Here is a 17,043-nt window from a genome sequence, read left to right on the forward strand (position 1 = left end):
CGAGGGTCTAAAGGATGATTTAGGGATTGGTGTGGGGTACGGAATGACAAATTTAATTATGTCTCTTTTGGCAGGCCTTACCGGACAAGTCAGAATGAGTTTTGTTCGCAAGACGCGCCAGGTAGAGGCAGTTCAGGAGAAGTTTTTGTTGACGCTTTTGAAGGCGCATCAACATACGGCGCTGGGGCAAGAATATGGATTGGCAGAAATTAAAACGGTGGAGCAATTTCGTCAACGTGTCCCAATTGTGCCTTATAGCAGCTATGAGCCTTACATTGAGCGGATTGTGCAGGGGGAAGCGAATGTTCTGACTCCTGACCCAGTTATTTACTTGAACCTAACCAGTGGCTCGACGGGTAAGCAAAAGCTGATTCCGGTCACGAAGCGATCGCGCCGTTCACTAGGGCTAGCCAATCAAGCCAGTATTGGCTTTGTCATGGAAGCGTTACGACACAGAAATTTACCGATCGGCAAGATGCTGTTAACTAGTTCTGTGCAGTTACTAGGACGAACCAAATCAGGCATTGAGTACGGCCCAGTCAGTGTGGGTAGTTTGCGCATGAGTAGCGGGTTTCAGCGCCAGGTGTTTGCCCACCCCTATGAAGCGTTCTTGCCGGCAGACAGTTTAACTCGGCACTATGTCTGTCTTTTATTTTCTCTGCGAAATCGTCAGATGGGGGTGATTGGTGCAAATTTTCCTATTTTGGCATTGCGCCTATGTGACTACTTAGAGAGTAATGCCGAAGATCTGATCCACGACTTAGAAACCGGGACGATCGCCCCTTGGCTAAAACTTGAGCCTCAGCTTCGCATCAGGCTAGAACGGCTGTGGTCGGCGGCTCCCCGTCGAGCAGCAGAACTGCGGCAAATCCTCAAAACCGAGGGACGCTTAATGCCCAAAACGGTTTGGAAAAATCTCTCCCTTGTGATTACGGCAAGAGGAGGTACCTCCGACTTTTACTTTGAGCGCTTTCCAGAATATTTTGGTGATACCCCTATTTTTGGCGGAATCTATGCTTCAGCCGAAGCCACATTTGGCGTTTACCATGATTTGAACCAGGATGGAGCGATATTGGCGATCGAAAGTGGCTTCTTTGAGTTCATTGCCGAAGACCAATGGACAGTAGATCAGCCTCAAACGCTACTGCCTCACCAACTAATACCTGGCAAACACTATCGTGCCTTAGTGACTAACTACAACGGGCTGTATCGTTACGATATTGGCGATGTGGTAGAGGTCGTCGGTTTTTATGAGCAGACACCGCTGATTGTGTTTCGTCATCGGGTTGGGGGCTTACTCTCTTCAACGACCGAAAAAACGACCGAATTTCATGTCACTCAGGTGATGCAGCAATTACAACAAGACTTTAATTTACCGCTAGAAAATTTTTGTGTGACTCTCTCTGAACGAGAAGTTCCTGCCCATTATTGGGTCAATATCGAACTCATCCCAGGGCATCACTTGCAAGACCCCACAGCATTCTTAACCCAGTTCGATCGCCAGTTAAAAGCCATTCATACTTCCTACGAAGTTAAACGTCGTGACCAGGTACCCCCACCGCGTCTACGAATTTTTGCTCCAGGCAGTTTTGCCATGATTCGGCAGCAAATGATTCAACGTGGTATTCCCGAGTCTCAGCTTAAGTTTCCGCATATTAGCGAGGATCGGCAGCTTTTGGCAGGACTCAGGGTTGAGCAAGAAATTAGAATGGAAGAAGAGATGGTCATGGAACGTTAGCAAGGTTGACCACTTTACAAAGTGTCTGAGCGCCAGGATGAGAAGGGAACTGAATCACCCATAATCCTGGGTGCTGAAAAGAAAAGAATATCAATGGCGAATTTATTGATTTCTCTGATTGCTGCCTATGCGGCACAAGCTAAGGCGCGGTTTGTCAAAAAAACTCTGCACGTAGAAGCTGTTCAAGAACATTTTCTGCAAGGGCTTTTACAAGCGCATCAGGCGACGGCATTAGGGAATCAGTGGCAATTAAAAGAAATTAGAACGGTCGAGCAGTTCCGCGATCGCATCCCCGTTTTGCCCTACAGCAGCTATGAACCGTATACCGACCGCATTGCCCAAGGCGAAGCCAATGTTCTCACCGCCGATCGAGTGAACTATATTAATCTCACTAGCGGCTCTACAGGCAAGAAAAAGCAAGTTCCCGTAACTCAGCAGTTTCAGCGCACCCTGCGGCGGGCAGATATAGCAGCCATGGGATTTATGTTTGAAGGATTGCAGCGTCGCCAACTGAAGTTGGGCAAATCTCTTTTAACAAACTCCATTATTTCGCAAGGGCACACGAGTGGCGGCATTGAGTACGGTCCAGTCAGCGTAGGTAGCCTTCGCCAGGGCAGGTTACTGTTTGAAAAGTTTTTGGCACCGCCCTATGCTGCCCTGAAAATTGCTGACACCCTAGCGCGGCACTATGTGTGTTTGCTATTTGCTCTACGCGATCCTCAAATGCGGGGCATTACTGCAAATTTTCCAATGTTGCTCCTGCGAACCTGTTGCTATCTAGAACAGTATGCAGAAGCATTGCTTGAAGACTTGCGGCGCGGAACGATCGCTCCCTGGCTTCTCCTAGAACCTCAACTTCGGGCTCAGTTAGAGCGACATTGGACACCTGCGCCCCAGCGGGCAGCAGAACTTCGCGCTGTCTTACAAACCGAAGGCAAACTAACGCCCCAATTGGCATGGGCTGAACTGTCTTACACTGTCACGGCTAGAGGCGGCACGTCTAACTTCTACTTCGATCGGTTTCCAGAATATTTGGGCGACACTCCTAGCTTTGGCGGCGTTTATGGGTCAGCCGAAGCCACGTTTGGCATCTATCCAGATTTTGACCAAGATGGCTCTATTTTGGCGATCGAGAGTGGCTTTTACGAATTTGTACCGCCCGATCAATGGCAAGTCGAGCATCCCCAAACGCTGCTGCCCTGCGAAGTTAAGATTGGACAGCGCTACCGAATTTTACTCACCAGCTACAGCGGCTTTTATCGGTATAACATTGGTGATGTGGTTGAGGTTGTGGGGTTCTTTGAGCAAGCTCCCTTGATTGTTTTTCGCCATCGTCAGGGAGGATTATTGTCTTCAACCACCGAAAAGACCACAGAGTTTCATGCGACGCAAGCCATGCAAGCACTCCAGCAAGAATTTAACGTGAGGTTGGAAGATTTTTGCATTACGTTGTCTGAGGCTGAATGTCCAGCGCGGTACATAGTCAACGTGGAACTGGCATTCGGACAAACCTTAGATCATCCTGCTAAATTTTTGGAGCGGTTTGAATATTGGATGGGCGAGTTCAATCATCTTTACACGATGGCGCGGCAAGGGCAGGTGCCTCCCGCCTCCCTCAGGATTTTGGCTCCCGGTAGTTTTGCCCGAGTGCGACAGCGACAGGTCGATCGCGGCATGTTTGATTCGCAGCTTAAGTTTCCGCACATCAGCGAAGACCGAGGCTTTTTAGCAGACTTTGGAGTATTGCAGGAAGTCGTCGGCGCAATGGACATTTCAGTGATTTGATCAACGGCTCGGCTCATTCCTGTTACCTATCCTAAAGACAAAAAACGAGAATGAGTTGTTTTTAAGATGGAACCTTTTGATTTTGGTAAAGAACTTTGAAGCGGGCTTGTTGAATTTTATGATCGACAATGGGGGCAGGGTAGTTGCACCGATCGCGATCGCTCTGTGGAATCATGCCTGTTACCAGCATCTCCGTGTCCAGACTTCGTAATTCTGGCAACCACTGCCGAATATATTCAGCCTCAGCATCAAACTTTTGAGCTTGGCTAGCCGGATTAAAAATTCGCAAAGGCTTTGGATCCATACCGCTAGAAGCACTCCATTGCCAGCCGCCGTTATTAGCAGATAAGTCCCAATCCACTAGCTTTTGCATAAAGTATTTCTCACCTAGACGAAAATCTAAGATTAAATCTTTGGTCATAAAGCTAGCCACAATCATCCGACAACGATTGTGCATCCAGCCAATTTCATTCATTTGGCGCATAGCTGCATCCACAATTGGGTAGCCCGTCATACCATCGCACCATGCTTGAAAATGGTCAGGATTTCCTTCCCAGGGAAACGTTTTGAGAGGCAACCGATAAGCGCCCTCTGCCAGTTCTGGGAAAAAGTACATGACGTGCTGATAGAACTCGCGCCAAGCCAATTCTTGATGCCAGATTTGAACATTGGCGCGAGTTTCGTCACTCCGAGCCTCTTCATAGATTGCCCTGGAAGTTGCCCAGACGGTGCGGATGCCGATGGTGCCAAACTTGAGGGCAGCACTGAGCCGTGATGTGCCAGCAATGGCAGGAAAGTCACGCTGTTCGCGGTACTCGTAAATTGCGCGATCGCAAAATCTATCCAAGCATTCTTGTGCAGCTTGTGCACCCGGATGTAAGGGGAGTTCATTGTCCCATCCAAGCCCTAAATCATGGGCAGAAGGAAGGGCGATCGCGCCTACTGTTTTAGCGACCTGTTGTTCGGCATCACTTAACCCTTCAGCATTTTGCAACGATTCAACGGGTTGCGCTTTGGGTCGAGCTATCCAGTTCCGCCAAAAGGGCGTATAGACCGTGTAAGCCTGTCCTGTCCCCGTCATGACCTCTTTGGGCGCGTGCAGTAGCTGATCCCAATACGTCTCAACTTCAATGCCCGCCTCGCGCAGGGCAGCCGCAACCGTGCGATCGCGATCGCGTGAGTAAGGCTCTACATCTTTATTCCACACCACTGCCTTTGCACCTAGCGCTGTTGCTATTGCAGGCAAAACTTCAGTTGGCAACCCTTGAAAGATCAAAAGCTGAGTGCCTGCTTGCAAATAGTTCTCTTGCAGTTCACGTAGGCTGCCAATCAGATAAGTTGCTCTAGCAGGCGCAACATCTCGTTGCAAAATGCCGGGATCAAGACAAAAGACTCCAGCTACCTTAGAACTTCTGCTACGAGCAGAGTTTAGGGCGATGTTATCTGCAATACGCAGATCCCGACGATGCCAATGTAATATCAGGTCAGCCATAGGTTTAATCTACTCCAACAACCTCTCTGTCAGGATAGAAGGTTCTGAAGGTTCTTGCATATGAATGAACTGTAAAAATTCAAGATAGCCCTTGTGTTAGCAATTTTTAGCTAAAAAGGCTCAAAGAATTACGACTAAAGCTACGACTGTAAGACACTTAAGAGAACAATACTACTAACGTATTTCGTTAATTGAGTATTGAGCGAATCGAGTTAGGCAGTGAACGCATTGAGCAACTTACTTAAGAACGATTTTCAACATAATTCCTATCTGTCGTACTCCTTAAGGCAGATAGTTCTTAACCTGTTGCGCGGAACACGCGCTGATCCTCTACATTAGAGCTCTATATTAGAAAATATTGGCTAGGGAATCTTAAGCGTATACGGTCCACCTTGATAAGAGCGTTCTCAGTATCTTTACGCAAAGCTCACGATTGAAATCAGGTTTGACAAAGACTTAGTGAAGGTTCTAGCGCAGCAATTTCGGATTGTGTAATCTGATACTTAACGTGTTTTCAACGAAATTAAGTGACGAGAGGCTACAGGCGGCGACTTTGACTTTTTTGGCAGGGATTGCGAGCCTGCATTTATGAATACTCTTTATCTTTTAAAGTTTTACCGAGTTCGACAGTTCAGCACCGCTCGGAGTTTACCCCTTAAGAAGGACGCACAAAATCATGGTATTCATTCCTCCTAAAAACGTATCTCACAGTAACGGCAGAGTGTTGGGTTCCAACTTAGCAACGATGCCATTACCTCAGGTTTCTGGTGAAAGCCAATTGACTATTCCCTTCAATAAGGTTCTAACCAGCAATTTAGAGTTGGAATATATCCGTGAAGCAATTACCAGTGGGCGAACTTCTGGGGATGGTCAATTCACTAAGTTGTGCAAAACTTGGTTAGAGCAGAAAACTAGCTGTGAAAGCGCACTGATTACTCACTCTTGCACTGCTGCTCTAGAGATGGCAGCGATCCTGGCAGATATTCAGCCCGGAGATGAGGTGATTATGCCCTCTTACACTTTCGTTTCGACTGCCAATGCTTTTGTGTTGCGGGGTGCTGTTCCTGTCTTCGTCGATATTCGTCCAGATACTTTCAATATAGATGAGTCGAAAATTGCAGCCGCGATTACCGCAAAGACCAAAGCGATCGCCCCAGTTCACTATGCTGGGGTGAGTTGTGAGATGGATACTATTAAAGCGATCGCCGATGCTCACAATCTCCTAATTATCGAAGACGCAGCCCAAGCCATTTCCACCCAGTACAAAGGCAAGCCTGTAGGCAGCATGGGTCACATGTCTGCCCTCAGTTTCCACGAAACGAAAAACATTGTTTCTGGCGAGGGCGGCGCGCTGTTGATTAATGATCCTCGGCTTTTAGAACGAGCCGAAGTCATCCGTGAAAAAGGCACTAATCGCAGCAAATTTTTCCGGGGTGAAGTCGATAAGTACACCTGGGTTGATGTAGGTTCATCTTACCTACCCAGCGATATCATTGCAGCATTTCTGTGGGCGCAGTTGGAGCAATCTGACTACATCTTGCAGCGTCGCATCGAAGTCTGGAACTATTACCACGAAAAGTTTATAGACTTAGAAGCACTAGGACTCGTTCGCCGTCCGAGGGTTCCAGATCATTGCCAACATAACGGTCACATCTATTCCTTGTTGGTCAAAGACCTTGCAACACGCACTGCCCTGATGTCTGACCTCAAGAGCAAAGGCATTCAATCGACCTTCCACTATGTGCCGCTTCATAGTTCTCCAGCAGGACTGAAGTACGGTCGCGCAGTAGACAACTTAGACGTGACAAATCGGATCAGCGAATGCTTGGTCAGGTTGCCCTTAGGTTCGGGAATGACTCACTTAGAAGCAGAGTATGTCAGCAATGCAGTGATTGAATTCATGACTCAGACTCGGTAGAATCGACTTAGGATTTTTCCGGTCATTGTTTTTAGTTGTTTGCTTTTTGCTCACTGGCTTTTGACTGATTTTAAGTCAGTATTCTGTGGCGGCAAAGCCTGTGGATGAAGATTTTGGGACTAAGACCCAGATCTAAGACACAGGCTTTGTTATTTGCATTATTTTGCTCAAACGTTAGAGGTTAGAGAGTATCGATTGATTTGGCGATCGCTATCTTTTTTCTAAAGAATCTGTAAAAATTGCCCCTTCTTCCACCAAGCTCACTTTCACTTCATTTGATAATCCTGGATTATCGCAAAAGATAGTCTGGGCAGCATTGACCCGACTGAGGTTTGTTTCGCTGAGGCAAGTTTCTCCCAGGTCTGCACCGCGCAAATCTGCCATACTGAGGTCTGCCATACTGAGGTCTGCCATACTCAAATCAGCACCTCGCAAGTCTGCGTCACGCAAGTCAACGCCTCTGAGGTTAGCGCCCCGTAAGTCTGCGCCCCGCAAATCTACTCTCCGTAAATGGGCAAGGCTGAGATCGGCACCCCGCAAGTCTGTTCCGGTCAAATCGGCACCCATTAACTGAGTGCCTACTAAATAACTGTTGACGAGGCTGGCACCATTGAGATTGGCTTTGCTGAGGTCGGCTTGCCGCAAATCTGCCTCTACAAAATCAAGTCCTATTAGCTTGGCCCCCACAAGTTTGACACCCACCAAGTCGATCCCGATATTTTGATTTAACCTTCTCCACTCATTCCAGCTATGAGGCTCTTTAATCAAACGGTTCAGTTGTTCAGCTTTAGTTTGGGCAGCAAGTTGTTTCGCTAATTCTTGAACATTCGACTGGTTCACAATGTATTTCCCCTAACGAGTTGATAAAAGACCGATTGCCCCCGTAGCGAGGAATAAAGGAGCCACGTCAGATCTAGAAGTTTATTTCGGGCTTCAAGGTTAGCTCCACCATTTCCTTACTGATGCTCTGCCACAAATAGCTCTCACGAGTCTTCTCATCTTATCGCGATTAATTATCGTGGTGGTTAATGTTGAGCCAGCCCACAAAACCAACATCTAAAGGCAAAAGTTCTAAAGAGATTAGAAAAAACTTTGAAAATTATCGAACTGTGGAAACAGCACCTAGGTTGGTTTCTTGCCTGAGTTTTTCTTACAAGAATAAAACTTTTTATCTATGGCTACCCTATGATTCATGTTAATTAGTTCTTGAGCACTAGGTAGTCAATATCCACATGCGCAAAGTGTGTTTCTTTACTAAGTGGCGTTACTTAAACTCTTGATATGTACTTATATACACTCAAGAATTAGAAAAAGTTTAGAAAGACATCTTTACATCTGTCAGGAGCCGTACTTAAGATTGAGAGGACAGTTAAGCTTCCCTTATGCTCTTTCAGCAAATCTACACGAACCCACAACGGTCATCTACAGGAAATCTGGTACTGTGAAGTCTATCAAGATTGATGTTACATTGGTTACTTTGACTTTACGGTTAAAGTAACTGAAACGATCGCAAAATCTACCAGGGGCTAGGGTTACTACCAGAAGTAGAAAAGGGTGTCAGTAATTTTACTTGTCTCAGGTGCAGTTGTTTTATAACAAAGACTTTCATCGCCAGGTATAAAGTCTGCGATTTGATTGGGGTGCATTTACGTTCGAGTCTTGGAGAGCCAAGTGAGTTAGGAAGCGATCGCTCCTCTGTTTTAGAATATTTCTATTGTGGAGAGCAAAAGTCTGCCGTTTCGCTATCTCTGTGCCCATTTCAGGGGGTAGGGTTTTTCCAAATCCTTTGATAGACAGCGATATCATGCTGCTTATTAGGCTAGGTACTCTCTGCACATCTCATCATAAATTGCAAATCAATCCCATGAATATTACGAGCAGCTACGAGTCCTCCCAAAAGTTGCAGCCGTCTAGCCTGCTGGAACAGTTAGCAACCCGGCAATTAACTGGATGCTTTCGAGTGGCAAGTGAAAAGGTATCTTGGACAGTTTATCTGAACCAAGGCAATCTCATCTACGCATCTAGTTCCCTTGAGCCATTTGGGCGGCTCGATCGCCAGCTTAGACGGTTGAGTATTCGCATTCCTAACTTGGTCAGTGCTGTGCGAGTGCAAGTGCGGCTTCTCTTTGAGAATCCTGCTGACGAAAAGACTCAAAATAACGACTACCGCGCCATTTGTTGGTTAGTTGAGCAACATCACCTCAGCCCTGATCAAGCCGCTGTGCTAGTCGAAGAACTCTCGAAGGAAACCCTAGAGGCATTTTTGCAAGTGCAGGAAGGCAGCTACGAATTTATCGAGCGGGATCAACTCAGTGAGTTTCCGCACTTCTGTCGATTGAACTTAGTAAGCCTGGTGGAGCAGTGTCAGAACCAAGCCCGTCGTCATCAGGCGTTAGGGCAAGGGTTTGCAGCCTCAGAACGAGTGAGCATCCCTCGGCAGAGCGCCTACTTGCACAATGGCGATCGCTTCAAAACTGAGCCTTCCGCCCGTGAGCGAACCTTTAGCCCCTTCGGCGCAGAGGTGACTCCGATCGCCTCTCCTGAGCAAGTTACTCATACCATTGCTTGCATTGATGACAGCCCGACCGTGCTTAATGCTATCCATTCTTTCCTGAATGACAAGGGCATTGGCGTAATCATGATCAATGATCCTGTGAAAGCCTTGATGCAGATTATTCGGAGCAAACCTGACTTAATTTTGTTAGATGTCACAATGCCTAACTTAGATGGCTATGAGCTATGTTCTCTGGTGCGTAAACATCCGGCATTCAAAAATACGCCTGTGGTCATGGTCACCAGCAACTCGGGCTTTATCGATCGAGCCAAGGCAAGACTAGTCGGCGCATCGGGCTATTTGACCAAGCCCTTTACCCAGCCTGATTTAGTCAAGATGGTGTTCAAACACTTGAGCTAGCGATCGGTCATTATCAATCGCAGTTAAACCAACTCCAGGCTGATTACCGTGAACGAGGACAAACGAAATTTCATGGGTACGATTTTACTAGTTGAAGACACACCTTCTGAAATGGAGCTCATTAGCCACTACCTCCGAGAGAGTGGCTACAGCGTTATTTCAGCCCAGACTGCCAAAGAGGCGCTTGCCAAAGCCGTCGAACAACGTCCTGATGCTGTTGTCACCGATGTCGTCATGCCTGGAATGAGCGGATTTGAGCTATGCCGCAGCTTAAAAAAACATCCCATGACTGAGAAAGTTCCTATTGTGATTTGCTCTTCTAAAAATTTAGAAATCGATCGCCTCTGGGGTATGAAACAAGGTGCAGATGCTTACATCACTAAACCCTTCACCCGTGAACAGTTGGTGCGTGCCGTCAAATCTGTTACAGGCTAAACTCTATGAACTCCTCCGCCCTGGCTCTGCCCACCCGCTCAACTAAATCTTCGGGCGACCCTTATCTTAAGTTTCAGTTGGGTCGCCAAACGCCAGCGGTATTTTCTATGCGTCATGTGCAAGAAGCGCTGATTTTGCCGACTCGGCGACTCACCCCCATGCCAAATATGCCTGCCCCCATCCTAGGGCTGACTAATCGCCGTAGCCGTATCTCTTGGGTGGTTGATTTGCCGCAGCTTTTGGGCTTACCTGCCCTTGATTCTAATACCCAGCAACATACTTTAATTCTGGTGCAGGTTGGCGTAATCTCTATTAGTTTTGCAGTTCAGCAAGTAGAGGGCATTACGCGGCTTCAACCCGAAGATATTCAGTCTCCTCAGGGGCAAGTCACTTTAGGTCTGGTGCCCTACTTGCGAGGGTGTATTTTGCAGCAGCAAGGACACAAGCAAGAAGTTTTACTGATTCTAGACCCAGAGGCGATCGCTCAATCTGCGCTTCTACAAGGGAACACTCCTGTCAGTTAATCCTCTCATTCGTTGGTTGCTTCTTCGACTCATCCGCTCCTCTACTCTCCCTAAGTCCCGTCTACCCTTAATCCACCTTTGCGCTACGAGGCGTTTTCAATGACCATTCAACCCCGTCAAGCCAAAAAATATGAGCGGAACTCAGAAGAGTCTCTAGCCATTTCTGCCGATGATACCGTCCAATCCAACGGCAAAAATCCGCCAAACTTGCAATATCAAGAAGGTTCAGATTCTTCTAAAACCCAGTCCTCCGGGCTGAAGTGGTTCTATCAATTGCCCATCCGCCGCAAGCAACTCTTAGCGCTGCTGACTTCCGAGGCTCTGTCGGTTTTGGGACTCGTCGGCGTTGGCTCGTGGCTGATTATTGTGGGCGGACGTACTCAACTGGCAAACCAAGCGAAAGCTGAGGTGAATGTTTCTAGAATTACTTACAATACTCGTATTGATCAGATGGGCTTTGGCTTCCGAGGACAAGCAGAAAACCCTATTATATTAAATGCTGCCAAGGAAGCCGCCGCAGGTCGGGGAGTTTCTCCGGAGTCGCGTCAACAGGTCAGAAGTACTTTGGCAAACGAGGTTACCGCTCGCAACATTGAATATGCAACGCTAGTCGGAACCGATCTAAAAATTATTGCTAACGCTAATGCCGATCGCACCGGAGAACGCTTTGACCCCAATGGCTTAGTTTCTGCCGTCCTGACCAACTCTAACCCCATTAAGGTCAGCACCATTGTTAGCTTGGCAGAATTGCAAAAGGAATCTCCGCCATCAGCAGCAGGTTTAGCCAATCAAGATGCCTTGATTCGCTATGTCATTACTCCTGTTCGCAACCCAGAAACCCAGACGGTTGTGGGTGTGTTGGTAGCAGGCGATGTCGTTAAACAGCCCGTGGTGAAAGATACTCTAGAAGCCTTGAGGGATGGGTACAGCGCTGTTTACCAACGTACTCCTTCAGGTGACTTTGCCTTAGCCACTAGCCTAGATTTAGGTAGCTTGAGCAATATAGAGCAAGCCCGAACCAACGTTAAGCTTTCGGACAATCGCATTTTACAGCAAGCAGCAGCAGCATTAAAGCCCCAGCAAGAGGTTGGAGACTCTGTGGTGCAGCGAGTCGATATTAATGGACAAACCTACACAGTAGCGGCTGAAGCCATTGCTGATGCTAAAGGACAACCGATCGCTATCTTAGTGCGGGGTACGCCCGAAGTTGCATTAAACAATATGTTGCAGAATAGCTTAGCATTGCAGTTCGGCATCGCATCTTTGGCACTATTGGGCGACATTTTGCTGGCAGGGTTGCTGGGTCGCTCCATTGCTAACCCAATCGAAAATTTGCGACGGGTGACTCAAAGATTTAGTGGCGGCGATCGCCATGCCCGTGCCGAAGTATTTGCCCATGATGAAGTCGGTGAACTCGCTGTATCCTTCAACAATCTGGCAGAGAACGTAAGCATCTCGGAAAAGCGGCTGCAAAACCAAGCCTCCGATCAGCAACAAGAAGCTGAACGAGCGACACTACTGGCTGATCTGACAGGTCGAATGCGGCAGCACAGCGATCGGGATGAAATTTTTGCAGTCGTTGCGCCAGAAGTGCGACAAACCTTGGCTGCCGATCGTGTGATTGTTTATCTTCTTGATGCCAATGGCTCTGGAACAGTGGTTGCAGAATCGGTGGAACCAGGCTACCCGATCGCTCTGAACGCCAAAATTACCGATCCCTGCTTCCTAGAAAGCTACCTCGACAAATACCGCAAAGGTCGCGTTAAAGCCACAGAAGACATTAGCAACGCTGGCTTAACCGAATGCCATCTGCGCCAACTCGAACCCTTTTTGGTCAAAGCCAACTTGGTCGTCCCCATTCTGATGCGAGAGGAGTTAGTAGGATTACTGGTTACTCATCAATGCTCAGCGCCCCGCGTTTGGGAAGAGTCAGACATCAACTTCTGCCGTCAAGTTTCGGTACAGCTTGGTTTTGCCCTAGAACAAGCAGACTTGTTTAACCAGCGGGAAACAGCGCGTCGGGAAACAGAGTTATTGTCTGAGGATCGGCGATCGCAGAAAGAAGAACTTCAGCTTCAGCTAATTGACCTGCTGAGTGAAGTAGAAGGCGCATCGCACGGCGACTTGACTGTTCGGGCAGAAGTTACCGCTGGCGAAATTGGAACTGTTGCCGACTTTTTCAACTCCATTATTGAAAGCTTGCGGCAAATTGTTACCCAGGTGAAGCAGTCGGCAGTTCAGGTAAGCGCGTCGCTTGGTGAAAACGAAGATGCTGTCCGTCGTCTTTCTGAAGACGCTTTGCAACAAGCCGAAGAAACGACCCGAACCCTGGATACTGTTGAACAAATGACTCAATCGATCCAGCGGGTTGCAGACAGCGCCCAACAAGCAGCGAAAGTTGCCCGTACTGCCTCAGAAACGGCGGAGTTGGGCGGCGATGCCATGGATTTGACTGTGCAGAATATTCTGGGTTTACGAGAAACAGTCGGCGAAACGGCGAAGAAGGTGAAGCGTTTGGGCGAATCGTCTCAGCAAATTTCTAAAGTGGTTTCGCTCATCAACCAAATTGCAATGCAAACGAACCTCCTGGCAATTAATGCAGGGATTGAGGCGGCTCGGGCGGGAGAAGAGGGGCAAGGTTTTGCAGTGGTGGCAGAAGAAGTTGGAGAGCTAGCCGCGCGATCGGCAGCCGCTACTCAAGAAATTGAGAAAATCGTCGATATCATCCAACGGGAAACCAACCAAGTGGTAGAAGCGATGGAACAAAGCACCGCTCAAGTCGTCGAAGGAACTCACCGCGTTGAGGATGCGAAAAAGAGCCTGACGCAAATTGTGGAAGTGTCCCGCCAAATTGATGTGCTGGTGCAATCCATCTCTGAGGCGACAGTCTCGCAGGTTCAAACCTCTGCCTCGGTTTCTAAGCTCATGAAAGAAGTGGCGCAAGTTTCTGAGCGCACTTCTGACTCTTCCCGTCAGGTTTCTGCTGCCCTTCGTCAAACCGTAAAAATTGCCCAGGGTTTACAAGACTCGGTAGGGACATTTGAGGTTGGAGAAGAAAGATGACTTTTCTATCGCCAGACTTTAGCCTGCTAGTCTGAAGCTAGACAGCCTTTACACAGCCAATATATCCTTTATTCACAAGAGCCATGTCACAGGATAGGGAACTCGAAATTAGGCTTCAGTTTCTCGATGAGGCTCAGGAATACCTAGCCACGTTGGAGTCTGCGGTGATGGGTTTGTCGAACAGCGGTGTTGATGTCGATCGCATCAATGCGGCATTACGAGCAGCGCACTCTATTAAGGGCGGCGCAGGTATGATGGGTTACGACATTTTGAGTCATCTGGCGCATCGGTTGGAAGACTCGTTTAAGGTCTTGAAAATTCAGCGCCAAACCATTGAAATTGACGCAGCCCTGGAAGGCTTGTTGCTCTCTGGGGTTGATTGTTTAAATCAAGTCATTGAAGGCGATCGCCAAAACATTCCCCCAGATCCCGACTGGCTTGGCGATGCCGCCGCTCCTATTTTTGAACAACTCTACGAACGCCTGGGCGAGCCGCAAGCTGAAGATGCCAGTTCTATGCTGGCACCCGAAGATGGACAAGATGTTCTGCGGCTGTTGTTTGAAACTGAAGTAGACGGATGCTTACAGCGTTTAGAATCAGTTTTAGAATCTCGTGATCCTTGCCTGCGCGAAGAAGTGGAAATCTTGGCGCAAGAACTGGGCGGATTAGGCGAAATGCTTCAGCTACAGCCGTTTATTCGACTCTGCGAATCTGTGACCGATCACTTAGTGGCGGCTCCCGAACAAGTCGAAGAAATTGCCGAACTGGCATTGGCAGCTTGGCGGCGATCGCAGGCTCTTGTTTTGACCGAGCATTTAGACACCCTGCCCACTGCCATTAAAGCCAGCTTTGCTGTTGCGCCTCGCCCCATTGCTGCCCCTATAGAAGAATCTGCTGCCGTCAATTGGATCGATTTTGAAGAAACAGAAGAACCTGTTTTTGATTCGGTGGACGCAGCCGTTGAAACACATCATGAGTCTACATTTAATCTACAGACCCAGGCAGAAGAGTATTCTGAACAAATCCATGAATCCGCTCGTGAACGCATTGATGAACAAGTTAGTGAACCGATCGCCAAAAAGATAGACCTCGCAGATACGGTGAATGCTGCTACTGTGCTTCAGCCTCATACAAGCCGCCGCCGCCGAATCCCAGATTTACAGATTACAGAAGTCGTTCCTGATTTGCCCCAACACGCCTCTACAGAATCGCCAGAAAGTACCGTGCGAGTGCCAAGTAAGCAGCTTGATCAACTCAACGATTTATTCGGCGAGTTAACGATTGAACGCAACGCCCTCGATCTCCACTTGGGGCGGCTACATAGCCTGGTTCAAGCCTTAAGCCATCGTGTGCAAATTCTCGATCAATCCAATGTGTTGCTGCGCGATTCTTACGATACCGTGGCACCTAACCAGAATCTTGAGATGCCAGCGACCCAAAGCAACGGCAAAACCAGAGCCTCGGACAACCGATTGCCCTCAGATGAGTATTTGCAAAACGCGATGGCTCAGTTGCAAGACCTGCAAGGTAAGCCGTTTGATGCACTGGAAATGGATCGCTACAGCAATCTTCATTTGCTCTCTCAAGAAGTGATGGAAACGATCGTTCAGATCCAAGAAGTGACGACGGATATTGAACTGAGCTTAGATGATTCTGAGCAAACGGCTCGCAATCTCAACAAAACCTCCAGGCAACTCCAGAACAAACTGACCAAACTGCGAATGCGCCCTTTATCAGACGTACTCGATCGCTTCCCTAGAGCGCTCCGCGAACTATCTTTGCAACACGGTAAACCCGTTCAGCTTAAAGTCGGCGGTGGCAATACCCTTGTCGATCGTAATATTCTAGAAGCGTTAAATGATCCCTTAATGCATATTCTCCGGAATGCTTTTGATCATGGCATTGAAGCGGCAGAAACACGCGCTGCCCAAGGTAAACCGGAAGAAGGTTTGATTGAAATTTGCGCCGCACACCGCAATAATCGTACCGTTATTACCGTCCGAGATGATGGCGGCGGGATTCCCCTTAACAAGGTGCGCGCCAAAGCTCGACAGATGGGTTTGGATGAAGTTTTGCTGGCAGCCGCCAGTGAAGAAGATCTGCTGTCACTCATTTTTGAACCCGGATTTAGTACCTCAGATCAAGTCACGGCTTTGTCAGGGCGCGGCGTGGGAATGGATGTCGTGCGCGATCGCCTCAAGCAAATTCAAGGCGAAATCACCGTTGCCACCGAGCCTGGAAAGGGTACCACCTTTACCTTATCGGTACCCTTTACCCTCACCGTTAGCCGCGTTTTAATTGCCGAAAGTAACCGAATGCTGCTGGCATTCCCCATCGACCTGATCGAAGAAATGGTGCTGCTGCCCGCCGAGCAAGTCATGCTGATGGCAGGCAGCGAAGTGTTTAACTGGGAAGGTCTGGTTGTGCAGCTAATTCGCCTGGCAGAATGGCTAGAGTTTAACTGTCCGCGTCAACTGGATGGCATGGAAGCCGCAGCTTCGGTCAATGTGCCAACTGTGTTGATGTTGAATCAGGGTAACCAAGTGGTGGGGCTAGAAATCGATCGCTCTTGGGGTGAACAAGAAGTCGCGATTCGCAAGGTTGAGGGGCTGCTGTCCATGCCACCCGGCTTTTCCAACTGCACCATTCTAGGCGATGGGCGCATTGTTCCCTTAGTCGATATCTCAGAACTGCTCCGTTGGATTGCTAGCTCCGAGCGTGCCCGTGTCGATTCCAGCCCAGCCCGTTCTCACTTACCGCCTGCCTCTAGCCCTAGACCGTCCGTGGTGCATGGCGATCGCCACCCGACTATTCTTGTGGTCGATGATTCTATCAACGTCCGCCGCTTCTTGGCACTCACCTTAGAAAAAGCAGGGTATCAGGTGGCGCAAGCCAAAGATGGACAAGATGCGCTAGATAAACTGTCGGCAGGCTTAACCGTCCAGGCGATCGTCTGTGACATTGAAATGCCTCGCCTGGATGGATTTGGCTTTTTAGCCCGCTTCAAAGCCGACTCCACCTTCGAGCAAATCCCAGTCACGATGTTGACCTCCCGCAGTGGTGAAAAACATCGGCAGCTAGCCATGAGTTTAGGTGCAACTGCTTACTTCTCTAAGCCCTACAATGAGCAAGCGTTGCTCCAAACTTTGAAGCAACTGATTGCGGTATAGGAGC

General features: G+C 48.4%; 10 protein-coding genes. 8 read left to right on the forward strand and 2 right to left on the reverse strand.

Annotated features, from left to right (window positions below; translation table 11 throughout):
• The first annotated feature begins 43 nt into the window (after positions 1-43).
• Both KME11_04190 and KME11_04195 read left to right on the forward strand, forming a co-directional pair.
• On the forward strand, positions 44-1,738 hold the full coding sequence (locus KME11_04190; protein ID MBW4514403.1) for a GH3 auxin-responsive promoter family protein: 1,695 nt from the start codon (positions 44-46) through the stop codon (positions 1,736-1,738).
• 93 nt (positions 1,739-1,831) lie between these two features.
• Positions 1,832-3,523: a GH3 auxin-responsive promoter family protein gene (locus tag KME11_04195; protein ID MBW4514404.1), complete on the forward strand. Its 1,692-nt coding sequence runs from the start codon at positions 1,832-1,834 to the stop codon at positions 3,521-3,523.
• Positions 3,524-3,584: 61 nt separating this feature from the next.
• Here KME11_04195 and KME11_04200 read toward each other — a convergent pair whose 3' ends face one another.
• A complete protein-coding gene (locus tag KME11_04200) occupies positions 3,585-5,015 on the reverse strand; it encodes a deoxyribodipyrimidine photo-lyase (protein MBW4514405.1) in 1,431 nt (476 codons plus the stop codon).
• Between the two features lie 745 nt (positions 5,016-5,760).
• Between KME11_04200 and rffA the strand changes: the two genes are divergently transcribed.
• A complete protein-coding gene (gene rffA / locus KME11_04205; GenBank protein ID MBW4514406.1) occupies positions 5,761-6,933 on the forward strand; it encodes a dTDP-4-amino-4,6-dideoxygalactose transaminase in 1,173 nt (390 codons plus the stop codon).
• 210 nt (positions 6,934-7,143) lie between these two features.
• On the opposite strand, the gene KME11_04210 is transcribed toward rffA, so the two are convergent.
• Positions 7,144-7,773 (reverse strand): pentapeptide repeat-containing protein, encoded by a 630-nt coding sequence (locus KME11_04210; GenBank protein MBW4514407.1) that lies wholly within the window; start codon positions 7,771-7,773, stop codon positions 7,144-7,146.
• 1,024 nt (positions 7,774-8,797) lie between these two features.
• Between KME11_04210 and KME11_04215 the strand changes: the two genes are divergently transcribed.
• From KME11_04215 to KME11_04235, 5 genes are all read left to right on the forward strand, one after another.
• Positions 8,798-9,847: a response regulator gene (locus KME11_04215; protein ID MBW4514408.1), complete on the forward strand. Its 1,050-nt coding sequence runs from the start codon at positions 8,798-8,800 to the stop codon at positions 9,845-9,847.
• Between the two features lie 72 nt (positions 9,848-9,919).
• Positions 9,920-10,282 (forward strand): response regulator, encoded by a 363-nt coding sequence (locus KME11_04220; protein ID MBW4514409.1) that lies wholly within the window; start codon positions 9,920-9,922, stop codon positions 10,280-10,282.
• A 5-nt stretch (positions 10,283-10,287) separates the two neighbouring features.
• Positions 10,288-10,806 carry a chemotaxis protein CheW gene (locus KME11_04225; GenBank protein MBW4514410.1) on the forward strand — a complete coding sequence of 173 codons (519 nt, stop codon included), beginning with the start codon at positions 10,288-10,290 and terminating at the stop codon, positions 10,804-10,806.
• Between the two features lie 99 nt (positions 10,807-10,905).
• Positions 10,906-13,869, forward strand: coding sequence for a GAF domain-containing protein (locus tag KME11_04230; protein MBW4514411.1), 2,964 nt, complete (start codon positions 10,906-10,908; stop codon positions 13,867-13,869).
• A gap of 83 nt (positions 13,870-13,952) precedes the next feature.
• Positions 13,953-17,039 carry a response regulator gene (locus KME11_04235; protein ID MBW4514412.1) on the forward strand — a complete coding sequence of 1,029 codons (3,087 nt, stop codon included), beginning with the start codon at positions 13,953-13,955 and terminating at the stop codon, positions 17,037-17,039.
• The last annotated feature ends 4 nt before the right edge of the window (positions 17,040-17,043 follow it).

It is taken from the genome of Timaviella obliquedivisa GSE-PSE-MK23-08B (assembly GCA_019358855.1).
Classification (GTDB): Bacteria; Cyanobacteriota; Cyanobacteriia; order Elainellales; family Elainellaceae; genus Timaviella; species Timaviella obliquedivisa.